At 72.2% G+C, this 24,484-nt stretch carries 22 protein-coding genes; 12 read left to right on the top strand and 10 right to left on the bottom strand.

What is annotated here, in order from left to right:
• Nucleotides 1–104: 104 nt before the first annotated feature.
• Complete coding sequence (locus tag E4N63_RS26525) at nucleotides 105–743, bottom strand: DUF4232 domain-containing protein (protein WP_228429706.1); 639 nt, start codon at nucleotides 741–743, stop codon at nucleotides 105–107.
• Between the two features lie 265 nt (nucleotides 744–1,008).
• Here E4N63_RS26525 and E4N63_RS26520 point away from each other — a divergent pair, with 265 nt between their 5' ends.
• The gene (locus E4N63_RS26520) at nucleotides 1,009–2,061 is read left to right on the top strand and encodes a glucose 1-dehydrogenase (RefSeq protein ID WP_125622711.1); all 1,053 of its coding nucleotides are present in this window, start codon (nucleotides 1,009–1,011) and stop codon (nucleotides 2,059–2,061) included.
• Nucleotides 2,062–2,176: 115 nt separating this feature from the next.
• Here the strand turns inward: E4N63_RS26520 and E4N63_RS26515 are convergent, their stop codons facing one another.
• A complete protein-coding gene (locus tag E4N63_RS26515; protein ID WP_125622710.1) occupies nucleotides 2,177–2,611 on the bottom strand; it encodes an Rrf2 family transcriptional regulator in 435 nt (144 codons plus the stop codon).
• Between the two features lie 129 nt (nucleotides 2,612–2,740).
• On the opposite strand from E4N63_RS26515, the gene E4N63_RS26510 reads away from it, so the two are divergent.
• Nucleotides 2,741–3,490 (top strand): SDR family NAD(P)-dependent oxidoreductase, encoded by a 750-nt coding sequence (locus E4N63_RS26510; RefSeq protein WP_230241843.1) that lies wholly within the window; start codon nucleotides 2,741–2,743, stop codon nucleotides 3,488–3,490.
• A gap of 209 nt (nucleotides 3,491–3,699) precedes the next feature.
• Here E4N63_RS26510 and E4N63_RS26505 read toward each other — a convergent pair whose 3' ends face one another.
• The 3 genes from E4N63_RS26505 to E4N63_RS26495 all read right to left on the bottom strand — a co-directional run bounded on the left by E4N63_RS26505 (nucleotide 3,700) and on the right by E4N63_RS26495 (nucleotide 5,465).
• Nucleotides 3,700–4,032 carry a hypothetical protein gene (locus E4N63_RS26505; protein ID WP_308188749.1) on the bottom strand — a complete coding sequence of 111 codons (333 nt, stop codon included), beginning with the start codon at nucleotides 4,030–4,032 and terminating at the stop codon, nucleotides 3,700–3,702.
• A 196-nt stretch (nucleotides 4,033–4,228) separates the two neighbouring features.
• Complete coding sequence (locus E4N63_RS26500; protein ID WP_125622708.1) at nucleotides 4,229–4,942, bottom strand: VOC family protein; 714 nt, start codon at nucleotides 4,940–4,942, stop codon at nucleotides 4,229–4,231.
• Nucleotides 4,943–5,252: 310 nt separating this feature from the next.
• Nucleotides 5,253–5,465, bottom strand: a complete 213-nt coding sequence (locus E4N63_RS26495) for a hypothetical protein (protein ID WP_125622707.1) — start codon at nucleotides 5,463–5,465, stop codon at nucleotides 5,253–5,255.
• Nucleotides 5,466–5,829: 364 nt separating this feature from the next.
• Between E4N63_RS26495 and E4N63_RS26490 the strand changes: the two genes are divergently transcribed.
• The 5 genes from E4N63_RS26490 to E4N63_RS26470 all read left to right on the top strand — a co-directional run bounded on the left by E4N63_RS26490 (nucleotide 5,830) and on the right by E4N63_RS26470 (nucleotide 12,225).
• The gene (locus E4N63_RS26490) at nucleotides 5,830–6,570 is read left to right on the top strand and encodes an alpha/beta hydrolase (protein WP_230241842.1); all 741 of its coding nucleotides are present in this window, start codon (nucleotides 5,830–5,832) and stop codon (nucleotides 6,568–6,570) included.
• A gap of 505 nt (nucleotides 6,571–7,075) precedes the next feature.
• The gene (locus tag E4N63_RS26485; RefSeq protein WP_125622704.1) at nucleotides 7,076–7,375 is read left to right on the top strand and encodes a hypothetical protein; all 300 of its coding nucleotides are present in this window, start codon (nucleotides 7,076–7,078) and stop codon (nucleotides 7,373–7,375) included.
• A 36-nt stretch (nucleotides 7,376–7,411) separates the two neighbouring features.
• Nucleotides 7,412–7,903 (top strand): helix-turn-helix domain-containing protein, encoded by a 492-nt coding sequence (locus E4N63_RS31615; protein WP_374112894.1) that lies wholly within the window; start codon nucleotides 7,412–7,414, stop codon nucleotides 7,901–7,903.
• Between the two features lie 471 nt (nucleotides 7,904–8,374).
• Entirely contained in the window at nucleotides 8,375–10,312 is a 1,938-nt protein-coding gene (locus tag E4N63_RS26475) for a glycosyltransferase family 2 protein (protein ID WP_230241841.1), read from the top strand.
• A complete protein-coding gene (locus tag E4N63_RS26470; protein WP_230241839.1) occupies nucleotides 10,300–12,225 on the top strand; it encodes a kelch motif-containing protein in 1,926 nt (641 codons plus the stop codon). Before E4N63_RS26475 ends, E4N63_RS26470 begins: the two co-directional genes overlap by 13 nt.
• 73 nt (nucleotides 12,226–12,298) lie before the next feature.
• Here the strand turns inward: E4N63_RS26470 and E4N63_RS26465 are convergent, their stop codons facing one another.
• The 3 genes from E4N63_RS26465 to E4N63_RS26455 form a co-directional block, all read right to left on the bottom strand.
• Nucleotides 12,299–14,131 (bottom strand): long-chain fatty acid--CoA ligase, encoded by a 1,833-nt coding sequence (locus tag E4N63_RS26465; protein WP_230241838.1) that lies wholly within the window; start codon nucleotides 14,129–14,131, stop codon nucleotides 12,299–12,301.
• A 181-nt stretch (nucleotides 14,132–14,312) separates the two neighbouring features.
• Nucleotides 14,313–15,881, bottom strand: coding sequence for an APC family permease (locus E4N63_RS26460; RefSeq protein WP_125622700.1), 1,569 nt, complete (start codon nucleotides 15,879–15,881; stop codon nucleotides 14,313–14,315).
• Between the two features lie 68 nt (nucleotides 15,882–15,949).
• The gene (locus tag E4N63_RS26455; protein ID WP_125622699.1) at nucleotides 15,950–16,918 is read right to left on the bottom strand and encodes a hypothetical protein; all 969 of its coding nucleotides are present in this window, start codon (nucleotides 16,916–16,918) and stop codon (nucleotides 15,950–15,952) included.
• A gap of 354 nt (nucleotides 16,919–17,272) precedes the next feature.
• On the opposite strand from E4N63_RS26455, the gene E4N63_RS26450 reads away from it, so the two are divergent.
• The 4 genes from E4N63_RS26450 to E4N63_RS26435 all read left to right on the top strand — a co-directional run bounded on the left by E4N63_RS26450 (nucleotide 17,273) and on the right by E4N63_RS26435 (nucleotide 20,355).
• On the top strand, nucleotides 17,273–17,689 hold the full coding sequence (locus tag E4N63_RS26450; RefSeq protein ID WP_230241837.1) for a YidH family protein: 417 nt from the start codon (nucleotides 17,273–17,275) through the stop codon (nucleotides 17,687–17,689).
• Nucleotides 17,689–18,003, top strand: coding sequence for a DUF202 domain-containing protein (locus tag E4N63_RS26445; RefSeq protein ID WP_125622697.1), 315 nt, complete (start codon nucleotides 17,689–17,691; stop codon nucleotides 18,001–18,003). The genes E4N63_RS26450 and E4N63_RS26445 overlap by 1 nt, the downstream gene beginning before the upstream one ends.
• A 110-nt stretch (nucleotides 18,004–18,113) precedes the next feature.
• A complete protein-coding gene (locus E4N63_RS26440; RefSeq protein ID WP_125622696.1) occupies nucleotides 18,114–19,136 on the top strand; it encodes a phosphotransferase family protein in 1,023 nt (340 codons plus the stop codon).
• Nucleotides 19,137–19,140: 4 nt separating this feature from the next.
• Complete coding sequence (locus E4N63_RS26435) at nucleotides 19,141–20,355, top strand: acyl-CoA dehydrogenase family protein (protein ID WP_125622695.1); 1,215 nt, start codon at nucleotides 19,141–19,143, stop codon at nucleotides 20,353–20,355.
• A 144-nt stretch (nucleotides 20,356–20,499) separates the two neighbouring features.
• On the opposite strand, the gene E4N63_RS26430 is transcribed toward E4N63_RS26435, so the two are convergent.
• On the bottom strand, nucleotides 20,500–21,093 hold the full coding sequence (locus E4N63_RS26430; RefSeq protein ID WP_043463313.1) for a TetR/AcrR family transcriptional regulator: 594 nt from the start codon (nucleotides 21,091–21,093) through the stop codon (nucleotides 20,500–20,502).
• A 90-nt stretch (nucleotides 21,094–21,183) separates the two neighbouring features.
• Nucleotides 21,184–22,839, bottom strand: coding sequence for an AMP-binding protein (locus tag E4N63_RS26425; protein ID WP_230241836.1), 1,656 nt, complete (start codon nucleotides 22,837–22,839; stop codon nucleotides 21,184–21,186).
• A 255-nt stretch (nucleotides 22,840–23,094) separates the two neighbouring features.
• On the opposite strand from E4N63_RS26425, the gene E4N63_RS26420 reads away from it, so the two are divergent.
• The gene (locus E4N63_RS26420; protein WP_125622693.1) at nucleotides 23,095–24,378 is read left to right on the top strand and encodes an exo-beta-N-acetylmuramidase NamZ domain-containing protein; all 1,284 of its coding nucleotides are present in this window, start codon (nucleotides 23,095–23,097) and stop codon (nucleotides 24,376–24,378) included.
• Nucleotides 24,379–24,484 lie beyond the last annotated feature (106 nt).

Raw genomic sequence — 24,484 nt, 5'->3', positions numbered from 1 at the left:
GCCACCGCGACGACCGAGGCCGGCCCGGTCAGCATGCCGTACAGCGGGGGTCCGGGACGCGCCGGGCCGGAGGCGATCAGTGTGCCGGTGCCTGCCGGGCAGCTTCAGGGACCGGTGCCCGGCCGGACGGCGGACACCTCGAAGACGCCTCCGCACACGGTGAATCCGCGGGCGTCGGCGCGCAGCGCCCAGGTCGACCCGGGCGGATAGGCCTGGACACGGTCCGCGGGCTCCCGGCAGGGCTGGTCCGACACCCCTTTGTTGACGGTGTGCAGTGCCGCGTACGCGCTGTCACCGGGCGCCAGCACGACGGCCGGATACGTCTCTCCCTGCCGCTCCGCCGGTGCCCCGATGCGGTGTCCCGTGCCGTCGAGGAGCGTCACGCCCGGAAAACCGCGGAGCGTGCAAGCCTCGGAACCGGTGTTGGTGAACACCAGTGGCGCATACAGGTTGCCGGCGCCCGGGGAGACACGCCCCAGTGAGAGACCGAGGTCGCCGCGCGTGCAGCGTGGTGTCCCGGCGTGGGTGGTGCCGGACACGGACGGTTCGGCCGAGGTGCCGGCCGGGGACGGCCCGGTGGCGGGCCGCGAGTCGGAGGCGGCTGCCGTCGGATGCGCGGACCCGGTGCCCGACGGCGATGGTGCGGAGTCGTTGCCGCAGGCCGTGGCCATGGCGAGCACGCTCAGCACGACGGCACCGAGTGGAGCGGGGCGGAAGCGGCGGGTGACGCCGGGACGGTACACGGGAGCTCCTTCCGATCGACGGTCGGCGGCCGGCGGGACGTGCCACGGCCGGGCCGTGAGCGACCGCCAACGGCCTGTGTGTGCCGCACTGAGTGCCCGCTCGCAGCCGGCTGTCACAGGTTCCCCTCGGGCTCATCCCGGAATTTCGCGCTTCCTTCCCACCCGGTGCCGCCGGCTCCGGCGCGCTGCGGGGAGAGGTGTACCGGCCGCGTTCCGCGGTACCCGTCCGGGAAGCCGTACACCGGCGTTGGAGAGGAAGAGCAGCGTGCGCGCACTGACGGTCCGGCCGGGTCACAGCGGTTCGCTCGAGGTGCGGGAGGTGGAGGAGCCGAAGCCGGCGCCGGGTGAACTCCTGGTCCGCGGCATCGCCGTGGGGGTGTGCGGCACGGACCGCGAGATCGCCGCCGGCGAGTACGGCCGGGCGCCCGCGGGCCGGGACCGGCTGGTGCTGGGCCACGAATCACTGGGCCGCGTCGAGGAGGCACCGGACGGCAGCGCTTTCGCCGCCGGCGACCTGGTCGCGGGTGTGGTGCGGCGCCCGGACCCGGAACCGTGCGGCGCTTGTGCGCACGGCGAGTTCGACATGTGCCGCAACGGGCGCTACCGGGAACGCGGTATCAAGGAACTGGACGGCTACGGCGCCGGACTGTGGTGTGTGGAGGACGACTACGCCGTCGCGGTCGACGCGAATCTGGGTCTTGCGGGCGTCCTGCTGGAACCGGCCGGTGTCGTCGCCAAGGCCTGGGAGCAGATCGAGCGCGTGGGGGCCAGGGCCTGGTTCGAGCCCCGGCGTGTCCTGGTGACCGGCGCCGGCCCGATCGGTCTGCTGGCCGCCCTGCTCGGACAGCAGCGCGGGCTGGAGGTCCACGTCCTCGACCGGGTGACGGACGGACCGAAGCCCGGGCTGGTCCGCGATCTGGGGGCCACCTACCACAGCGGCGCGGTGGACGACGTGCTGTCGGCCGTGCGTCCGGACATCGTCGTGGAGGCCACCGGCGCCGGACAGGTGGTGTTCGCCGCCATGCGCGGCACCGCGCCCTACGGCGTGGTCTGTCTCACGGGTGTGTCACCCGCCGGACGCCGGCTGACCGTTGACGCCGGCACGGTGAACCGCGAGATCGTGCTGGAGAACGATGTCGTGGTGGGCTCCGTCAATGCCAATGGCCGGCACTTCCGGCAGGCCGCCGACGCCCTCGCACGGGCCGACGCGGCATGGCTGCACCGGCTCCTCACCCGCCGACTGCCGCTCGACCGGGCGGCCGAGGCCTTGGAGCAGCGTCCGGACGACGTCAAGGTGGTGCTCACGCTGGAGGAGTGACGCCACCGGCCGGGTAGGGAATGGACCACAATCGCCCGCCAGGACAACAAAGACCCCCGCCCGGCCCACCGGCCGATCTGCGCGTCCAGGGTGATGTCAGGGCGTAACGGGGAGGCTAGCGAGGTGCCGCGAGTACGTCCCGGAGTACGTTCTCGAGCGTGACGCTGGCCAGCTCGCGTCTCAGGGTCTCCTCGATGCCCTCGTAGATGCCCTGCATCGCCGGCTGGATGCCGTGACCCACCACGCATTCCTGGTCCGGGGTGGTGCGGTGCATTGCGAACAGCGGGCCGGGTTCCACTGCCTCGTACACGTCGAGCAGGGTCATCGACTCCAGCTCGCGCGCCAGCGACCAGCCCGCGCCCACGCCCCGCCGGGACTCCACGAGCCCGGCCCTGCGCAGCTCGCCGAGCAGCCGCCTGATCACCACGGGGTTGGTGTTCGCGCTGGTCGCGATCTGCTCGGAGGTGGCGACCTCATGGCCCTGGCGCTGGTAGAGACCGATCCAGGCCAGCGCGTGGGCGGCGATGGTCAACCTGCTGTTGGCACTCATGAACCCCTCCTCCCGGCCGCAACGCTTCATGTTACGACAGGCGGCAGTCGTAACAGTAAAGGTTGCAACAGGCTGTCGTAACAACTAATGTTGCGACAGCCGGAAGGGTCAATCAACGAGGTGAGAAGAATGAGCAAGCCACTCATGGGCAAGGTCGCCCTGGTCACCGGGGGGTCGCGCGGACTGGGAGCCGCGACCGTACGACTGCTGGCCGAGCAGGGCGCCGACGTCGCCTTCACCTACGTCAGCTCCGAGAAGCAGGCGCAGTCCGTCGTCGACGAGGTGCACGGCAAGGGAGCCAAGGCCGTCGCCTTCCGGTCCGACCAGGCGGACACGAGCCGGGCGCCGGCGCTGATCGACGACGTGGTGGCGCACTTCGGCGGCCTGGACATCCTCGTCAACAACGCGGCGATCTCCGTGGCCGGCACGGTGGACGACCCGGACGCCGACACCGCCGCCCTGGACCGGATGCACGCCACCAACTACCTCGGCGTGATCGCCGTCATCCGGGCCGCCTCCCGAGTGCTGCGCACGGGCGGCCGCATCATCACGGTGAGTTCCGGACTGGGCTCCCGGGTCGGCGCCCCGGGCCTTGCCGACTACTCGGCGACCAAGTCCGGGGTCGAGAGGTACACCATGGGCGTCGCACGGGACCTCGGGCCCCGGAACATCACGGCCAACGTCGTGGAGGCCGGACTGATGGAGGGCGGCATGCAACCGCCGGACCCCGAGACCCTCAATGCCCTGGTCAGCTCGCTGTCCCTGCAACGCATGGGGCACCCCGACGAAATCGCCGCGGCGATCGCCTTCCTGGCGAGCCCCGCCGCTTCGTACGTCACGGGCGCGGTGCTGGACGCCCACGGCGGCTACAACGCCTGAACCCGAACCTCTGCGCGCTCCGAAGGACATCGCGCCTTCGGGGCGCGCACCCCCGGCGACCCGCGACACGGCGTACGACTCGAAGGCTGTGGGCGGTGAACTGCGACGAGACTTGATGAACGGGATCCGCCGAAGCGGTCCTTGGGGTGGCCCCGGCCCGACCGGGTACGACGAATCGCCCCTGGCTGCTGCCGGGCAGGGCGGCGCGGTCAGCGTTTGACGCGGCTGCGGATGGCCAGGACGGCCAGGCCGAGGAGGACGGGTTCGGCGAGGCGGGAGGCCATCTCGGTGTAGGTGCCGGCGGTGGTGAGGTCCTGGCCGGAGGAGCGGAAGACCACCGAGTTGATCACCACGCGCAGCCCTTTCTCGAACCGCTCGGTGGTGACCCGCTCCGGCCAGGCGCCGGTGGGGTTGACCGGGTCCGGGGTGTCGGTGGTCCAGGTGACCTCCTGCCCCACGGCGACCTGGCGGCCGGTGGTGGTCGGCTTCGGGTCGTCCACCGGCAGGCCCCACAGCAGCAGCGCGAGCAGCGTGACGGTCATGGCGCCCAGCAGCCAGGCCAGGGCGCGGCCGGCGCGCAGGCCGTACCACGGGACAGCGGAGTCCGGGAACCGAGTGGTTCCTCATGGGCGGTCCGCCGGGACTTGAGCTGCGCCTTCCATGAACCAGCGGCAGGTCCACCCCTCTTCCGCACCCCCGCAGCACCAACCGCCCATCGCGGCCGGTCCGGTTCCGGCTTCAGCGGTACGCGAGCACGCGGAACGCGTTGCCATCCGGGTCGGCCAGCAACACCGCGCCGTCCTCGCCGGGGGCGTGGTCGAGGCGCTTCGCCCCGAGGGAGAGCAGCCGTTCGACCTCCGCCTGCTGATCTCCGTCCGGCGCGAGGTCGAGGTGCAGGTCCTTGCCGGGGTCCGGCATGCGGGGCGGGCCGCCCCACGTGATCTTCGTGCCGCCGTCCGGCGACTGGACGGCGGTCTCCTCGTCCTGGTCCCAGACCAGCGGCCAGCCCAGCGCCTCGCTCCAGAAGTAGCCCACGGCCTGCGAACCGTCGCAGGCGAGCGCCCCGATGACGCCACAGCCGGCGAGGAACTTGTTGCCCGGCTCCAGGACACAGAACTCGTTGCCCTCGGGGTCGGCCAGCACCACATGGGGGACCTCCGCTCCCTGGCCGACGTCGGCGTGGTGCGCGCCCAGGTCGAGCGCCCTGGCCACGGTCTCCCGCTGGTCCTCCGGGGAAGAACTGGTCAGGTCGAAGTGCAGCCGGTTCTCGGCGGTCTTCCGCGCCGGGGAGGGACGGAAGCCGAGGCGGTAGCCGGCGTCGTTCCCGGACAGCACGGCGACGCCGTCGTAGGAATCGTCGGATCTCTCCAGGCCCAGGAGGCCGGACCAGAAGCGGGCCAGGCGTTCGGGCTGGTGCGCGTCGAAGGAGATTGCGAAGAGTCGGCTGCTCATTGCGCCACGCGTCCTCGTCCGTTGGGTGCCGGCTGCCGGCGGGGCGCCAAGTCAGCCCTCCGCGCGAGGATATGGGTGGGCCGGTCCCGACGGCAGCCGGTTTTCCGCGCCCCGGCGGGAAGTCGCTGACGAGCGTCTCCACCCGCCCTCGACCCCGGCCCCGGCCCCGGGCGATTGCCCACCCGTAGTCCGACCTCAACCTTCTCCGAGCCGGAGCCATACCCGGTCCGGCCCTGCCGGGTGAACGTATCGCGCCCGATCCCCACAGCGTCACCACCCGGTAAACGCTGCGGGTTCTTGAACCACAGGCTCAGGTCCGCAGTGACGTGATGCCGTAGTGGGCGAACTCGCGGTCTCCGAGGCGTGCGATCGCTTCCTTGAGGACGCCGGTGGCGAGGTCGATGGTGAAGCGGCTTTCCACGTCCTCGTCGGGCGCCCAGCAACTCATGGGGAACGCCCGCATCGGCCGGACCGTCGCGGTCACCGTCGTCCCGTCCGTACCCGGAGGGATGGCTTTGTTCACGAGAACCGACAGCACCTGTGAACGAGTTGAGAGGCGTCGGCGGTGCGTCGGGGGTTCGATGCTCATGAGAAACGACAGGGCTGGTGCACCCCGCCGTCGCAGAGCCGCCACTCGGGACATCGCGACGACACCTCGAGTAGCTCTGCGTCGTGTCTCCGTGGGGTCCGGCAACGAAGGCTCCGAAAAAAACCACTTGCTGGACGAGGGGCGACCACTGCTACATTTCCGGAGGCCGTGCGAGAGATCGAGGAGGTGGTACCCGTGAACGCAGTATCGACATGGGTGCTCCCCTCCGGGGTCACGGTCGGGCGATAGACAGGTCGTCCGGGAGCGCCGTTCCAGTGCACTCCCGAAAGGCACGACCATGCACGTCACTTCAGAGCAACACCTCGACAACGGCGTCCTGGAACGCGCATTCACCCTCGGCGAGATCCCCGGCATCCTGTGGACACCCGCATCGGCATCCGCATCCGCACCGGCGCCGCTGATCCTGCTCGGTCACCCTCCCCTCGGGCTGCGCAAGATGTACCCCCGACTGGTGGCCCGGGCCCGGCACTCCGCGGCGGAGGGCTTCGCCACGGCCACCATTGAGCTCCCCGGAAGCGGCGACCGGCCCCGTTGGCCCGCCGCCGAGCAGGCCCGCGCCGACCTGCGCCGGGCGATGGAGGCCGGCGAGCCGGTCAGCGACGAGATCGTCGACGCCCTCATCCTCCCGCTGGTCGACAAGGCGGTCCCGGAGTGGCAGGCCGCCCTGGACGCCCTCCTGTCGCTGCCCGAGATCGGCGGCCCGGTCGGGTACTCGGGGGGAGTGATCTCCATCGGTATCCGGCTGGCGGTGGTCGAGCCGCGCATCGTGGCCGCCGGTCTCTTCGCCGGGAGTTTCGTGCCTCGCGCCATGTTCGAGGAGGCCCGGCAGGTCACCATTCCGCTGCATGTCCTGCTGCAGTGGGACGACGAAGGGAACGACCGGCAGGCGGCCCTGGACCTGTTCGACGCCTTCGGCTCCAAGGAGAAGTCCCTGCACGCCAACATGGGCGGGCACACTGGCGTCCCACAGTTCGCGGGGGACGTCGCGGCCCAGTTCTTCACCCGGCATCTGAGGTGAGGCCGGGACGTCGAACCGGCAGCAGACGGTAGCTGATGTCGGCCGGCATGCCGTTCATCGAGGACAGGTACCGGCCCTCCGCAGCTCTCTCCACCGTGGGCCCCTGCTGGACTCCCGGCAGGGGCCTGTGCTGCCTGAAGTCTGAACTTTTCGATTTCTGCAGAGCTTCGGGGCGCTGCCCGAACTCGTGCACAGGCGCTGTCGGTTCCTCCAGATCCCCTTGCCGTCCACCACAGCGCCCACCCCGACGGCAAGCTCGCCAATGGCCATGCAGACGCCGAGGACCAACGCCCGTGAAGTCCGTGCGCAGTGCGGCCAGCCGGGCGGAGTCGTGGACGGCGGGTCGGGCGTCGCAGACGTCATAGCCGGAGGATGACCGGGCCCGGACGGGCAGTTGCTCGCACTGCGCACGGCACGAGCGGAACACGGCACCGCCGCTCACCTGCCACACTGGCCCCGTGCGCGTCGCGGCATGCGGCGCCGAGGGGGAAGGAAATGATCCAGCGTGCCCCAATGGATGGTGCTGGCCATACCGGTCGAAGGCGTCGCCGAGGCAGACCGTGACGCGCGGACCGTGGCGGAATTCCAAGGCAGCACGGAAGAGGCGGAAGCAGCTCTCCTGCAGACGGCCAGCGCCTACGAGCACAGCTTCCGGAAGGTCCGCCGCCGACAGGTCTTCCGGTGCTCCAACCGGTCGTACTTCGTTCGCATCCAGGGACGTCTGACGACGTACGGCTTCCTCGTCCAGCTTGCCGAACTCGTCCACGACTCCGCCGTGGAGCCCGTGACTCAGCCGTTCACGTGATGGCCCGCCGCAACAGAGGCTGAGCCGGAGCCCGAGATCCGACAGCGGCGACCGCTGCCATGGGAACCGGGGACGGACGCGCGCGGAAGCGTCGGCGTACGGCCGGATCCGGCCGGGGACTGGGAGCGGGCACCGCATCCCTCGGACCGCCTGCGGACGTTCGGCGCGTTCGTTCAGGCGCTGCACGAGCACGCGGGGCTCAGCCGAGCGGAGCTCGGCGTCCGGGTGCATTTTTCCAAGCACACTGTCGAGTCGGTGGAGTTGGCGCGCCGCATGCCGGACCCGAGGTTCATGCTTCAGGTGGTGCCGCAGGAGGCTGGGCTGCACGCGTGCCAGGACGGGCCGGCGCGGATCTTGCAGACGCCTGCGGGAACGGCCATGGGCTTCGGCTTCTGCGCCGGTCTTCGCCGCGGAACTCCTCGCCGCGGACCTCGCGGCCGCCTTCTTGCCACCCGCACGCGCAGTCCTGCGCACGCACCCCGCGCCCCGCACCGTGCCCCCTTCGGGCGAGCGCTTCCGGCTTCCTGACAGTCCGGTCCCTCCCGGTTTTCTGACGGCCCGATCCCTCCCGGCGGCGGGCAGCGGAGGACCGCACACGGCAGGCCCCGCCCCGTGCGGGGCCGTGGTCCAGCACCGGCGACTGCCACCCGTACGGCCTTCGCTCTCCCGGATGCCACGGGCTTGCGCCCGACCCCCCGTTCCCCGGGTTCGGCACGCGCAGCGGGGCCGTCTCCCGCGGCCATCCGTGCGGGTCCCACGCCCCGCGCCGCACCCTGTCCGCCGTGGAATTCCGGGGATTCACGAGACCGTGGCCGCGGCTGCCCGGGCCCGCCCCGGCGCCCTCCAGGGTCATTATCATGGCGCGCCGAACATCACATTTCCGCAGGAATCCGGCAGGTGATTGTTACCTTCTCATCTCGGTCGATGACATGAAAATTCTAGGCCGTCCGGGTCATCGCCCCTCGTTTTCCTTCCAGTCAGTCCCACGGGAGTGCCCCGATGGCGTCACCGAATTCCGTAACCCAGAAGGCCGGGGAGCGGCCCGCCCCCGATTCCCCTCCGGCCTACGATTACGAGCGGTACAGCAGACTCGCGGGACCGCTCCACGACCCGGAAGAGGAAGAAAAGCCGTACCGGGTGGCGTACCGCAGCCTGCTGGCGCAGGAACCGCACCGGATCCGCGCCACCCTGCTGCTCTGCGCCGCCCCCCTCGTCTCCGCGCTGCTGCTGTTCTGGCTGCTCCAGCCGGCACACTGGGTGCACCGGCCGTACGTGTCCGGCTGGGAATCCGCCGCGGACACCACGATGCTCGTCTCGATCGGTCTCATCGAGTTCTTCCGGCTGTGCACGGTCTTCTCGAACGCCCACGCGACGCTCGTCGCCCGCGATCCCGTGCCCGTCACCCCCGAGCCCGGTACCCGGGTCGCCTTCCTGACCTCGTTCGTGCCCGGCAAGGAACCGATCGAGATGGTCACCAGGACCCTGGAGGCCGCCGTCCGCATCCGGCACCGCGGCACCGTGCACGTCTGGCTCCTCGACGAGGGCGACGACCCGGCGGCCAAGGCCGTCTGCGCCCGCCTCGGCGTCCGCCACTTCACCCGCAAGGGCGTCGAGAAGTGGAACCGGTCCACCGGCCCGCACCGCGCCCGGACCAAGCACGGCAACTACAACGCCTGGCTGGACGCCCACGGCGGCGACTACGACTTCTTCGCCTCCGTCGACACCGACCACGTACCGCTGCCGAACTACCTGGAGCGCATGCTCGGTTTCTTCCGCGATCCGGACGTCGCCTTCGTCATCGGCCCCCAGGTGTACGGGAATTACGACACCGCCGTCACCAAGGCCGCGGAAAGCCAGCAATTCCTCTTCCACGCGCTCATCCAGCGGGCCGGTAACGCCTATGGCTCCCCCATGTTCGTCGGCACCTCCAACGCCGTCCGCATCAAGGCCATCCAGGGAATCGGCGGCCTCTACGACTCCATCACCGAGGACATGGCGACCGGTTTCGAACTCCACCGGGCCAGGAATCCCGAGACCGGGCGGAAATGGCGCTCCGTCTACACCCCCGACGTACTCGCCGTCGGTGAGGGACCGGCCGCCTGGACGGATTTCTTCACCCAGCAGCTCCGCTGGTCGCGGGGCACGTACGAGACCATCCTCAAGCAGTTCTGGAAGGCCCCGTTCTCCCTTCCGCCGGGCCGGCTGCTCAATTACACGCTGATGGTCGTCTACTACCCGATGACGGCGCTCAACTGGCTGCTCGCCGCTCTGAGCTGCCTGCTCTTCCTCGTCGTCGGCGCGTCCGGGCTGCACGTCCCCGCGGAGATCTGGCTGATGCTGTACAGCGACGCGGCGGCCCTGCAGATCGGGCTCTACATCTGGAACCGGCGGCACAACGTCTCCCCGCACGAACCGGAGGGGTCCGGCGGACTCGCCGGCATGGCGATGTCCGCCCTCTCCGCGCCCATCTACGCCAAGTCGCTGGTCGACGCCGTGCTGCGCCGCAAGAGCTCCTTCGTGGTGACGCCCAAGGGCGACTCGGCCAGCCCCGACCGGCTCGCCACCTTCCGGATCCATCTCTTCTGGGCCGCGGTCTTCGGCGGCTCGGTCGTGGCCGCCCTCTTCCTCGGCCATCTGCACGCCGCCATAACGGCCTGGGCCCTGCTCGCCCTCGCCCTGTGCCTCGCCCCCGTGCTCGTCTGGGCGGCCGGCGGGCGGCGGAGGCGGAGCACGGTCGCCGCGGTCCCCGCCGTCCCCGCGGCCCGGGCGGACTCCTCCGCCGGGCCGGCGGGCGGACTCCGCCCGCCGCGACCCGGCCCGCTCCCCGCCACCGTCCCCGCCGCGTCGACGGCCTCGCCCGCGGCCGCGTCCGCGCCGACGGCCGCGTCCCCGAAGCGTGACACCCCCGCAGAGAAGGACCCGCTGTGCGCCATCTGATCAGCCCCCGCTTCCGCACCACGGCCCTCGGCGCGGCCGCTTTCCTCGCCCTGGCCGGGCTCAACGCCCCCGCGGCCATCAGCTACGCCGAGCGGACCTACCACGCCTACAAGATCGAACAGCCGGAGTACAAGGCGCGGTACGGCCACTGGGACCTGCTCGGCGTCCCGGAGAAGTACCGGGTCAACGCCATCCACGCGGCCCTGCTGCACACCGGCAAGGTGCTGCTGATCGCCGGGTCCGGCAACAACGAGAAGATGTTCCGGGCGGGCACCTTCAAGACGCTGCTGTGGGACCCGGAGAAGAACACCTTCCGGCTGATCCCCACCCCCGAGGACCTGTTCTGCTCGGGCCACGCCCAGCTCCCCAGCGGGAAGCTGCTGGTGGCCGGCGGCACCGCCCGCTACGAGGTGCTGGAGGGCAAGGTCGAACGCGCGGGCGGCGGGATGCTGGTCAAGAACGAGGACCCGGACCGGCCGCACCACTTCCCCCGCGGCACCGTCTTCCGTTCCCCGGACGGAAAGCAGTACCGCACCACCCGGGCGTTCGAGCTCCCCGCCGCCGAGAAGAAGAAGCGCAAGGGCGGCAAGGTCACCGTCACGGCGAGCGAGGAGCGGGTCTTCGTCGAGGCCGTGCGGAAGGGCCGGAGCCAGGTCACCCGGCGCCCCGCCCAGTACTCCGTCGACGGGCTGAAGGGCGCGGACCGGCGGAACGTCTACGGTCTCGCGCAGTCGCTCACCCTGGACAAGCAGGACTACCACGGCCTGGACGTCGCCTACGAGTTCGACCCCGTGGCCGAGCGGTACCTGCCGGTCGACCCGATGGCGGAGGCCCGCTGGTACCCCACGCTGACCACCCTCAAGGACGGCCGGGTCCTCGCCGTCTCCGGTCTGGACGAGATCGGCCAGGTCGTCCCCGGCAAGAACGAGGTCTTCGACCCGGAGACCCGGACCTGGTCACCCGCGCCGGAACGTTACTTCCCCACCTATCCGGCGCTCTTCCTGACCCGCGGCGGAGACCTGTTCTACTCGGGCTCCAACGCCGGCTACGGGCCCGCCGACAAGGGCCGCGCGCCCGGGCTGTGGAACGTGGAGAAGAACACCTTCCGCCCGGTGCCCGGCCTCTCCGACCAGGACCAGCTGGAGACCTCGGCCTCGGTGCTGCTGCCGCCCGCCCAGGAGCAGAAGGTGATGGTGCTCGGCGGCGGGGGCGTCGGCGAGTCGCCGAAGTCCACCGCGCGCACCGCCGTCGCGGACCTGGCGCGGAAGGACCCCCGCTTCACCCCGGGGCCCGACCTGCCGCAGGGCACCCGCTATCTCTCCAGCGTGCTGCTGCCGGACGACACCGTCTTCACCACCGGCGGCTCGGAGGACTACCGCGGCAAGGGCGAGAGCGACATCCACAAGGCGCAGTTCTACCTGCCGGAGAAGAACGCGTTCCGGCCCGCCGCGTCCCCGGTGGTGGGCCGCAACTACCACTCCGAGGCCCTGCTGCTGCCCGACGGGCGGGTGGCCACCTTCGGCTCCGACCCGCTCTACGCCGACCCGGAGAACAACCAGCCGGGCACTTTCGAGCAGCGCGTCGAGATCTTCTCCCCGCCCTATCTGCACCGGGGCGAGCGGCCGCGGATCACCGGCGGGCCGGCCGAGGCCGAGCGCGGCGACACGGCCGTCTTCACCGTCGAGTCCGCCCGGCGCGCGGCGCGGGCCCGGCTGATGCGGCCGAGCGCCGTCACCCACACCACGGATGTCGAGCAGCGCTCCGTCGAGCTGGGCCTGGAGCGGCGGAGCGGCGGGCGGCTGGCGCTGACGGTGCCGGAGGATCCGACGCTGGTGCCGCGCGGCTGGTACATGCTGTTCGTGACGGACTCCGCGGGCGTGCCCTCGAAGGCCCACTGGGTGCACATCCGCTGACGGACCGCCCGGCCGCCGTTCCCCTCCGCCGGCGGCCGGGCCCGCCGGACCGAAGGGGCCTGGCCTCCCCCGCTCACCGGGAGTACAGCTCGGCGATCTCGGCCGCGTACGCCTTGACGATGGCGCCCCGGCGGAGCTTCAGGGAGGGGGTCAGCAGGCCGCCCCGGACGCTGAAGTCGTGCGGCAGAACGCGGAAGGCGCGGATGGACTCGCTGCGGGAGACGGCGGTGTTGGCACGGGAGACCGCGCGCTGGATCTCCTCCTGCAGCTCGGCGTGGCGCACCACCACCCGCAGGTCCAGGGGCTGCTGGAAGCGGAGCCGCTGCCAATGGCCCACGGCCTCCGGGTCCAGGGTGATCAGGGCCGCGATGAACGGCCGGTTGTCGCCGACCACCAGGCAGCGCGAGATCAGCGGGTGCGCGCGGAGCCGTTCCTCCAGGATGAGCGGGGAGACGCTCTTGCCGCCGCTGGTGACGATGATGTCCTTCTTGCGCCCGGTGAGGTGGAGATAGCCGTCCTCGTCGAGGTGGCCGATGTCGCCGGTGGCCAGCCAGCCCTCGCGCAGCACCTCCTCGGTGCCCTCACGGTCGTCGAGGTATCCGGCGAAGACGTTGTCCCCGCGCACCCAGATCTCGCCGTCCTCCGCGATGTGCACGGCGCATCCGGGCAGCGGGCGGCCGACGGTGCCGAACTTGGGGCGGCCGATCGGGTGACCGGTGACGGCGGCGGCCGTCTCGGTGAGGCCGTAGCCGTCGTAGATGGTGACACCGGCTCCCGCGAAAACCAGGCCGAGCTCCCGGGAGAGCGGTGATCCGCCGGAGACGGCGTGCCGCACCCGGCCCCCGAGCACCGCGCGCAGCCGGGCGTAGACAGTGCGGTCGTGCAGGGCGTGCTGGACCCGCAGCGCGGGCCCCGGTCCGGCACCGCGGAGCAGGGAGCGCCGTTCGACGGCCTCGGCGTAGCGCATGGCGACGTCCACGGCGTGGTCGAACGCCTCCAGTTTCTGGGCCCGTTCGGCCTGCCGGCGGGCGGTGCGGTAGATCCGTTCGAAGACGTACGGCACGGCGAAGAGGAAGGTGGGCCGGAACGAGGCGAGGGCGGGGAGGAGTTCTTCGGAGGACGGGTCCGGCTGGTGGCCGAGGCGGACGCCGTGGCGCTGGCAGGCCACCTGCACCATCAGGCCGTAGACGTGGGAGAGCGGGAGGAAGGCGAGGACGGCGGGCTGTTCGCCCGGTTCGGCGAGGAGTTCGCGCCAGCCCTCGATGAGGGTGTCGCACTCGAAGGCCAGGTTGGCGTGGGTGATCACGCAGCCCCGGGGGCGGCCGGTGGTGCCGGAGGTGTAGGTGATGGTGGCCGCCGAGCCGGGGCTGACCCCGGCGCGCATCCGGTGCACCAGGGCGTCGGGGATGCCGCGGCCCAGGGCGGACAGCTCCTGGACGCAACCCTCGTCGAGCTGCCAGATGCGGCGCAGCTGGGGGAGGTCGTCGCAGATGGCGCCGACGGTCATCGCCTCGTCGGCGTGTTCGACGACGACGGCGGAGGCGCGGGTGTCGGAGAGGATCCAGTGCACCTGCTCGGCGGAGGAGGTGGGGTAGACGGGGACGAGCTGGGCGCCGATGGACCACAGGGCGTAGGAGAAGAGGGTCCATTCGTAGCGGGTGCGGGACATCACGGCGATGCGGTCGCCGGGCCGGACGCCGTCCGCGATCAGCCCCTTGGCCAGGGCCGTCACGTCGCTGCGGAAGCCGAGGGCCGTCACGGGGAGCCAGCGGATGCCGCCGGGGCCGTCCTCGCGCCGGGAGAACTGCACCCGGTCCGGGGCCCTTTCGGCGATCTCGTACACGGAATCCGCGAGACCTCCCGTACGGAGCTTCTGCACCAGGGGCGGAAGGCTGAGTTCGCGCACCGCGTCACCTCTCTCGAACCCGTACCCGCCGCGGCGGGGCCGTCGGCGAGCGCAAGTTACCGTTCGGAATCCTCAACTGCCTAGGGGTGGCCCGGTGTTCAGCACTCGAAAGAGTGATGATCGGACGGTACGGCCCGGGTCCGGGGACCCGGGCCGTACCGTCCCGTGCCGTCGTGGGGGGTCAGCCGCGCGGTGCCGCGGTGCCGGCCGGGGGCGCGGGGTCCGCGGAGTCCGCCTGCGCGGCCGCCGTCCGTTCGAGCTGGAACGCCTGGTTCCCCAGCCCGATCCGGCGGTGCACCTCGGGCCGCACGGAGCGCAGCACCAGTCCGTAGACGAGGCCGCCGGCCACGGCGAACCCGATGATGCCGGGCAGGACCCAGCGCAGCACCGAGCCGGGCTCGGCGCCCAGCAGCACGTCGAAGTCCTTCACCGTGTAGACGATGATCGTGAGCATCGCGGCGCAGGCGATGCCGGAGCAGAGAAGCCGCCAGGCCTGGGCGCGGGCGGCGCCGCGGCGGACGAAGAAGGCGATGACGGCCGCGGAGGCGGTGGCCATCAGGACGATGACGCCGAGCGCGCCGACGTTGCCCATCCAGGTGAAGAGGTTGAGCACCGGGGCGGTCGGATCGCCGTGCGGCTTGTCGTCGGTGAGGGCGAAGACGGTGATCACGGCGAAGGAGACGGCGCTCTGCAGCAGCGATCCGGTGCCGGGCGCCCCGCTGGTGCGGGTGGTGCGGCCGAGGGCGGCGGGCAGCAGGCCCTCGCGGCCCATGGCGAAGGCGTAGCGGGCGACGACGTTGTGGAAGCTGAGCATGGCCGCGAACATGCCGGTGACGAAGAAGACGTGCATGACGTCGGTGAAGGTGGAGCCGAGCCGGCCCTCGGTCAGGTGGAAGAGCAGTCCGGCGCTCTGCTCCTGGGCGTCCTGGACGATCCGGGCGGGGCCGGAGGCGATGTTGAGGGCCCAGGAGCTGAGGGCCAGGAAGAGGGCGGCGAAGCCGACGGCGAGGAACATGGCGCGGGCGACGACGACCTGCGGGCGCCGGGTCTCCTCGGCGTAGACGGGAGCCTGTTCGAAGCCGACGAAGGAGGCGAAGGCGAAGCAGAGCGCGGTGCCGAGGCCGGCCCCGGCGAGGGTGCCGGGGTCGAACGCCGTCAGGGAGAGGCCCTGGGGGCCGGGGTCGCCGATGGCCGCGACGTCGAAGATGACGACCATGCAGACTTCGATGACGAGCAGCACGCCGAGCACCTTGGCGCTGAGGTCGATCTTGAGCCAGCCGAGCACGCCGACGATGAGCGCGGCGGCGAGGGCGGGGATCCACCAGGCGACGGTGAGGCCGAGGTAGGTGTCGGCGAGCCCGCTGACCTCGAAGCCGAAGATGCCGTAGATGCCGACCTGCATGGCGCTGTAGGCGACGAGGGCCACGACGGAGGCGCCGGCCCCGGCCGTGCCGCCGAGGCCGCGGGCGATGTACGCGTAGAAGGCGCCGGCGTTGTGCACATGGCGGCTCATCTCGGCGTAGCCGACGCTGAAGAGCAGCAGGACCACGCCGAGGAGGACGAAGATCAGCGGCTGTCCGACGATGCCCATCACCGCGTATGTGGTGGGCATGACACCCGCGACCACGAGGAGGGGCGCGCTGGCCGCGAGGACGGAGAGCAGCAGGCCGCCCAGGCCGATGCGGTCCGCGCGGAGCGCCCGTTCCTGGCCCTTGTACGTGCTGATGGCGGAGTCGTTGTCCGTCAGCATGGTCACCTTCCCGCTGGTTGAGGTCTGTCGGCTGGTTAAGAGGTGGTGCCGGGCGCGCGGAGGGCCGGTCACCGGATGTCCGTCCCGCCGGTGGCGGCGGCGTGGGCCGCGCGGTAGGTCTTCCGGGGGTCCCGGTCGGGGTAGGACCAGGGCTCCTTGGTGACATGGCGTCCGATGCGGTGGAAGAGGGCGGCGGCCTCCCAGGGCCGGCCCTCGTGGTACTTGGCGTGCGCCAGGAAGTTGAGGTCCACCAGGCGGCGCGGGTGCTCCTCGTAGCCCCACTCCAGCCACCAGTCGAAGGCCGCCTTCATCACCTGGCGGGCGCGGCGGCTCTTCCAGTGCCCGGAGCGGGTGGGGTCGCGCGGCTCGATGCCGGCGTGGGCGAGGACCCGGTAGCGCTCGGTGTGCGCGATGACCGGCAGGGCGCACAGCGGCGAGTCGGCGGGGGCCTGTTCGGCGGCCCAGGCCGCGAAGTCGTAGACCTCGTGGAAGGGATCGTCCCGGTCGCCCTGCTGGTGTTCGGCCAGACAGGCCGTCATGAGGTGGTGCGCGTGGTGGTGTTCGCGGTGGCGGCCGCGCACCTGGTCGAAGATCTGCAGCCGCTCCTCGTCGGTGCCGGTGTGCCGGGCGAGGATCAGCAGGGCCAGCCAGGGGGACGGGTCGGCGGGATACATCCGGGCGGCGGCCCGGCAGACCTCGCGGGCGGCGGCCGGGTCCTCCTTGCCGCGCAGCGCGCGGAAGACCTTGGCGCAGGCGGACAGGGCGGCGGCGTCCACGCTGTCGGGCTCGGCCAGCCGCCACTCCTCGGCCCAGGCGGCGCTGTTGGGCTCCATGCCGAGGACGACCAGCCGGTGGCCGCGGCGGTCCCAGTCCCGGCCGGTCCTGGCCAGCAGGGCGCGGCTCTCGCCCCAGCGGCCCTGCACGAGCGCGTCGCGGACCCCGGCGAGCTCCGTGTCGTCGAGGGCCGGGTCGAAGGCGAAGCCGTCCTTGTTGCGGGATCTGCCCAGCGGGGGCGGTGGCGGCGGTGGAGGGGTCATCCGTGAGCTTCTTCCTCCACGGCAACACGCCACTTCCCGCCCGGTATGGGGCACTTGTCCGTGCATTTGGCGGACCCGCCGGCGGCGTGATCTCCGCTACACCGGCCGATGATCACAGACAGCAAACCGTTAGTCACCACTCCGCGTCAAGGCGTCCCCGGAGGACCGTTTCCTCACCGGATGGTTGTTTACATCTTGTTGATAATCGGGCCCGCCCGGCAGCCGCCCCCCGCAGTGTATGACCGCAGACCGGGGGCCCGTTCCGGGGGGAGAGCGGATTCCGTCCCCGGGGGCGGCCGCGCTCCCCCTTCACCCCTCGAAGGATTTCCCCGGCCCCTCTGATTGGATGGGGTCATGGCCGGAACTCCGTTCGGAAAAGCGCGTGCGGCGGCCGCCGGAGTGCGGCTGTGGTTCTCCCCCGCCCGGATCCGCTCCCAGGGCGAGACCCCCGACTACCGCTTCTCCCTCGCCAACGAGCGGACCTTCCTCGCCTGGCTGCGCACCGCCCTGGCCCTGGTGGGCGGCGGCTTCGCGGTCGCGCAGTTCCTGCCGGACCTGCACCGCTCGGTACGGGCCGCCGTCGCCGTCGTCCTGCTCGTGGGCGGGGCGCTGGTGGCCGCGCGGGCGGTGAACCACTGGGTGCGGGTGGAACTGGCGATGCGGCGCGGCGAGGACCTGCCGTCCACGCGCTTCCCCGCCTTCCTCGCGGCCGGGGTGATCCTGATCTCCGCGGTGATGGTCACCACCGTGGCCGTCGGCTGGGCGGGCTGATGACGCAGACGGCCCCGCGCGACCCGGCGGCGCAGCCCGAGCGCACCGGTTTCGCCTGGCGGCGTTCGACGCTGGCGGGCACGGTGGCCGCGATCCTGGCCGTACGGCTGGCCCTGCACGGCGACACCGGGGCCGTCGCCGCCGTGGCGGTGGCCCTGACGGCCGCGGCCTGGCTCGTGCTGCTGACCGCCGCCCACCGCAGGATCCGCGCGCTGGACCGGGCGCGGCCCGGGGCCGTGTCCGTACGATCGGTCACGCTGGCGGCGGGCTGCGTCGTCGCCATGGCGGCGTGCGGGACCCTCCTGGTCCTGTGACACGGCGCCGCACCGGCGCCCGGCCCGGTTGTCAAGTGCCGCCCGGGTCTGGACGTCATACCGACTGGTCGGCATGATTAGTGGGACGTCCCTTCCCCCAAGGAGCAGTGATGAGCAAGGACCACCCGCCCGGCCTCGATCTGGACCGCCTCCGCGGCCATCTCGACCGCGAACGCCCCGGGCTGGTGCGGGGGCCGCTGACCGCCCGGCTGATCGAGGGCGGCCGGTCGAACCTCACCTACGCGGTCACCGACGGCACCTCCCGCTGGGTGGTCCGCCGGCCGCCGCTGGGCCATGTGCTCGCCACCGCCCACGACATGAGCCGCGAGCACCGGGTGATCAGCGCCCTGCACCCGACGGCCGTACCGGTACCCGGAACCGTACTGCTCTGCGAGGACGAGTCCGTCATCGGCTCCGCCTTCTACGTCATGGAGTTCGTGGAGGGCACTCCCTACCGCAAGTCCGAGGAACTGGTCCCGCTGGGGCCGGAGCGCACCCGCGGGGTGGTGCTCGGACTCGTCGACACCCTGGTCGCGCTGCACGCCGTCGAGCCGGAGGCGGTGGGCCTCGGCGACTTCGGGCGGCCGGAGGGCTTCCTCGACCGCCAGCTGCGCCGCTGGGGCAAGCAGCTCGACGCCTCCCGCAACCGCGAGCTCGCCGGGATCGACGAGCTCCACGCCTCCCTGGGCAAGGCGCTGCCCGGCTCCCCCGCGCCCACCGTCGTCCACGGCGACTACCGGCTGGACAACGTCCTCGTCGGCCCCGACGACTCCGTGCGGGCCGTCCTCGACTGGGAGATGTCCACCCTCGGCGACCCGCTCACCGACCTGGGGCTGCTGGTGATGTACAGCGGTCAGCGCGCCCTGCCCGGGATGCCGATCAGCACCACCGCCGACGCCCCCGGCCACCCCGCCCCGGCCGAGCTGATCGAGCGCTACGCCGCCGGCTCCGGCCGCGACGTCTCACGGATCGCCTGGTACACCGCGTTCGCCTACTTCAAGCTCGCGGTGATCCTCGAAGGCATCCACTACCGCTACACCCTCGGCCAGACCGTCGGCTCGGGCTTCGACCGCATCGGCGCCCTCGTCCCGGTCTTCATCGACAACGGCCTCACCACCCTGCAGGAAGGCTGAGCTCATGGATTTCGCATTCGACGCCCGTACCGAGGAACTCCGCGCGAAACTCCTCGCGTTCATGGACGAGCACGTCTACCCGGCGGAGCGGACCGCCGAGGAGCAGCGGGCTGAACTGGACTCGCGGTGGGGCACCCCGCCGGTGGTCGAGGAGCTCAAGGCCGAGGCCCGCCGGCAGGGGCTGTGGAACCTCTTCCTGCCCGACGAGGAGTACGGCGCCGGGCTGACGAACCTCCAGTACGCCCCGCTGGCCGAGATCACCGGCCGCAGCCCGCAGCTGGCGCCCACCGCCCTCAACTGCGCGGCCCCGGACACCGGCAACATGGAGCTCCTCGCCGAGTTCGCCACGGAGGCGCAGCGCAAGGAGTGGCTGGAGCCGCTGCTCGCCGGCGAGATCCGCTCCGCGTTCGCGATGACCGAGCCGGAGGTGGCCTCCTCCGACGCCACCAACATCGAGACCCGGATCGAGCGGGACGGCGACGAGTACGTCGTCACCGGCCGCAAGTGGTACATCTCCGGGGCGATGAACCCGGACTGCAAGATCTTCATCGTGATGGGCAAGACCGACCCCGAGGGCGCGGACATCCGCCGCCAGCAGTCCATGGTGCTCGTCCCCCGCGACACCCCGGGCGTCGAGGTCCGCCGGGCCATGAAGGTCTACGGCTACGAGGACGACCACCACGGCGGCCACGCCGAGATCGTCTTCGACCGGGTCCGCGTCCCGGTGACGAACCTCGTGGGCGAGGAGGGCGGCGGTTTCGCCATCGCCCAGGCCCGGCTGGGCCCCGGCCGGATCCACCACTGCATGCGGCTGATCGGCATGGCCGAGCGGGGCATCGAGCTGATGTGCCGGCGCGCGGTGTCCCGTACGGCCTTCGGCAAGCCGCTGGCCGAACAGGGCGTCGTCCAGGGCTGGATCGCCGACGCCCGGGTGGCCGTCGAACAGCTGCGGCTGCTGGTCCTCAAGACGGCCTGGCTGATGGACACGGTCGGCAACCGGGGGGCGCACACCGAGATCCAGGCCATCAAGATCGCCACACCGCGCACCGTGGTGGCCCTGCTGGACCGGGCGGTGCAGCTGCACGGCGCCGCCGGCGTCAGCCAGGACACCCCGCTGGCGGAGCTGTGGGCCGCGGCCCGGACCATCCAGCTCGCCGACGGGCCGGACGAGGTGCACCAGCGCTCGCTGGCGCGCCGGGAGATCAAGCAGTACCGCTGACGGCGGACGGCGGGCGCGGGGAACCGCGCGGCAGACCGGGGCGGGCCCGGACCGGAGATCCGGTCCGGGCCCGCCCCGGTTCCCGCCGCGTCCGCCGTCCCGCCGGCTGGTGCCGCGACGGGGCGAAGGTTGCCTGGTGCGGCACTAGGGCCGCAGGGCGCGCAGCAGCAGGTCGGCGAGGTGGTCGGCCACCTCCTGCTGGGTGAGCGGTCCCTCCGGCCGGTACCAGGTGGCCAGATGGTGCACCGAGCCGAAGTGGTAGTCGACGACCAGGTCGGCCGGGGTCGCGGTGGAGAAGACGCCGGTGCGCTGCCCCTCCTCGATCAGGGCGCGGAAGCGCTCGTGGTAGCGCCGCCGCTCGGCCCGCACCTGCTTGTTCTTCTCCGGGCTCAGCTGGTGCATCGAGCGGAAGAAGATCGTCGCGTCGTCGAGGTGTTCGAGGGTCGTGACGACGACGTCGGCCGCCGCGCCCCGCAGCCGCTCCTCGACCGGGGCGTCGGACTCCGCGAAGGCGTCGAGCCGCTCCTGCTGCAGGCGGAGCACCCGGCCGTAGATCTCGTGCAGCAGATCGTCCTTGGAACCGAAGTAGTGGTAGAGGGCGCCCTTGGTCACCCCCGCGGCCTCCACGATCTCCTGGACGGACGTCCGGTCGTAGCCCCGGTCCGCGAAAAGGCGGGTGGCGGCGGCCAGCAGCCGCTGCGGAACCGGTGCTCCGCTGCCCTCCGTCGTTCTGGCCATCACCGCCACCTTGCCTCTCTGCTCTCCGTGTCGTGCCGCGGCGCCGTGCCGCGCCGTCCTGTCACGCCGCCCTGCCGTTGCCCGCGCCGGTCAGGCCCGGACGCGCAGTTCCCGTCGCAGGATCTTCCCACTGGCCGTCTTCGGCAGCTCCGGCAGGATCTCGACTTCCCGCGGGTACTTGTACGCGGCGAGCCGCTCCCGGCAGTACGCGACCAGCTCGGCGGGCTCGGCGCGAGCGCCGGGCCGCAGGCTGGCGTACGCCTTCACCGACTCGCCCCGGTACGGGTCCGGGACGCCCACCACGGCCGCCTCGCGGACCGCCGGATGACTGTAGAGGACATCCTCCACCTCGCGCGGCCAGACCTTGAACCCCGAGGCGTTGATCATGTCCTTCTTGCGGTCGACGACGTACAGCCAGCCGTCGGGGTCCATGAAGCCGATGTCGCCGGTGCGCAGTTCACCCCCGGGCAGCGCGGCCTCGGTGTCCTCCGGCCGGTTCCAGTATCCGGGCACGACCTGCGGCCCGCGCACCACGATCTCCCCCGGCTCGCCGAAGGGCACCTCCCGGCCGTCCTCGTCCAGGATCCGCACCAGGGTGTCGGCGCCGGGCACGCCGACCGCGAGCGTGCCGGAGACGGGATCGACCGGCGCCTCCCGGTGCGGCGGGACGCTCGCGCAGGGCGCGGTGCACTCGGTCAGGCCGTAGCCGTTCCGGATGTACGGGCCGAAGTCGGCGCGGAACTTCTCCACCAGGGCGGGCGGCAGCGGCGCCCCGCCGGAGGCGATCATGGCGAAGGAACTGAAGTGGTCGCGGGTGCAGGAGGGGTGCGCGGCCAGTGCCATGAAGGCGGTGGACGGGCCGACGGTGAAGGCGGGACGGTGCTCGGCGAAGGCGTCGAGGACGACCCCGGCCTCGAAGCGGTACGCGAGGGCGAGGGTGCCCGCGCCGGCGACGCAGGTGGCGAGCTGGACGACCATGCCGGTGATGTGGAAGAGCGGGGCCAGCCCGAAGATCCGGACCCCGTCGCCGAGTCCGGCGCCGGCGCGCATCCGCTCGGCGTTGTGGGCGATGTTGCCGTGGGTGTTCATGGCGCCCTTGGGGGCGCCGCTGGTGCCGGAGGTGTAGCTGATGAGCGCGGTCTCGCCGGCCCCCGGCTCCCGGTCCGCAGGCGGCCGGCCGCCGCTCCGCGCGGCCCGGAGCAGGTCGGTGGCGTCCTCGGCGCGGGGCGCGCGGCGCCCGGGCAGCACCCGGGTGTCGTTCCGGGTCTGCAGGTCCCGCTCCTCGGCGGTGTACGCCAGGCGCACCGGGGAGTCGGAGGCGGTCCGGCGCAGGAAGGCCTCCCAGGCGTGGCCGGAGCAGACCAGGGCGGTCACGCCCGCGTCGGTGAGGACGTGCGCGACCTCCCGTTCCTTGTACATCGGGTTGACGGGGACGACGATGCCGCCCGCCTTCCACGCCCCCAGCAGCGCGATCACGAAGTGGGGGGTGTTCTGCAGGACCAGCGCCAGCCGGTCGCCCCGCCGGAAGTCCCGTGCGGCGAGGTGCGCGGCGAAGCCGTCGGAGAGCTCGTCGAGCTCGCGGTAGTCCAGCCGGGCGTCGAAGTAGGCCAGGGCCGGGTGGTCCGGGGCCCGGCGCACCGCGTCGCGGAAGGCGTGGAGTGTGGTCTCCGGCGGATCGACGGGGGCCCGCTGGGCCTCGCTGAGCAGTTTGAGCCAGGGCCGGGCGGCGTAGATCGACTCGGGCATCGGGCGTCCCCTCCGGTTTCGGCTGCGGCCTGTCCGTACCGCGGCCCGCGGCCGGTGCCGGTGGCGCGGGCGGCGTCCGCACCGCACACTAACCGGTCGGTATGTCACGGGGGAAGAGTGGCGGGAGCGGCCCGACGGCGGCCGCCGGGGTCGTTCCCGCGCGGGGCTCCGGCGGGTTAGCGTGCGGGTGCACAGCGCAATCGCCGGGGCCGGCGCCGCCGCGCCCCGGTCCGACGCCGAGCCCGGAGGTGCTGGATGTCCCTGTCCCGGAGAAATCTGCTGGCGGTCACGGGAGCCGTCGGCGCGGTGGCCGCCACCGCCGCGCCCGCGGCCGGCGTCGAGGCGGCGGGCGGCCGGTCCGGGCGCCATGGCGGGCCCCGGGTCCGTACCGGCTTCGACCGGCTCGCGGCGGCGGGCTACGCGCCGCTGGAGGGACGGAAGGCCGGGGTGGTCACCAATCCCACCGGGGTGACGGCCGGGGTGCGCCATCTGGTGGACGTCATGCACGCAGACGAGCGGGTGAACCTGACGGCCGTCTTCGGCCCCGAGCACGGCTTCCGCGGCACGGCCCAGGCGGGCGGCTCCGAGGGCCGGTACGAGGACCCGGCGACGGGCCTGCCGGTCTACGACACCTACCTCAAGAGCGGGCAGGCGCTGGCGGACATCTTCACCGCCTCCGGCGTGGACACGGTCGTCTTCGACATCCAGGACGCCGGCTCCCGCTTCTACACCTACATCTGGACGATGTACGACTGCATGGTCGCCGCCGTCCTCGCGGGCAAGCGCTTCATGGTGCTGGACCGGCCGAACCCCGTCACCGGGCGGGGCGCGTACGGGCCGGTGCTGGAGAAGGAGTTCGCCACCTTCGTGGGCCGGGAGCCGATCGCGCAGGCGCACGGCATGACGGTCGGCGAGCTGGCGCTGCTGTTCAACGCCGAGTTCGTGCCGGAGGCGGCAGGGCGGGCGGTGGAGCTGGACGTGGTCCGGATGTCGGGCTGGCGGCGCGGCGACTTCTTCGACGAGACCGGGCTGCCCTGGGTGCCCCCGAGCCCGAACATGCCGACACCCGGGACGGCCCTGGTCTACTCCGGCACCTGCCTCTTCGAGGGCACCAACCTCTCGGAGGGACGCGGCACCACCCGGCCGTTCGAACTGCTGGGCGCCGAGGGGATCGACCGCCGCTGGGCGGAGGCGGCGAACGGGCTGGAGCTGCCCGGGGTGCGCTTCCGGGAGGCGTACTTCCAGCCGGTCTTCTCCAAGTTCCAGGGCCGCACGGTCGGCGGGGTGCAGCTGCACGTCCACGACCGGGAGGCGTTCGACCCGGTCCGCACCGGGATCGGGCTGCTGGTCACCGCGAAGCGGGTGTGGGACGGCTTCACCTGGCGCTCCGACCACTGGATCGACAAGCTGACCGGCAGCACCTGGGTCCGTACGGCGATCGACCGGGGGGCGGACACCGACGAGGTGGTGGCGGGCTGGCGGGCGGACCTGGCGGCGTTCCGCCGGGTGCGCGCGGAGCATCTGCTGTACCGGCGGTGAACGGCATGCACGCGTCGGAGAGTTGACGGGCCCCGGGCCCCCGGGCCGCGCACACCGCCGGGCGGCGGCCGGTAAGTGCCGGCCGCCGCCCGGGGTGGTCGCCTCG

This window comes from Streptomyces sp. MNU89, assembly GCF_020982505.1.
Lineage (GTDB): Bacteria > Actinomycetota > Actinomycetes > Streptomycetales > Streptomycetaceae > Streptomyces > Streptomyces xinghaiensis.
This window is presented reverse-complemented; position numbering and strand designations above follow the sequence as displayed.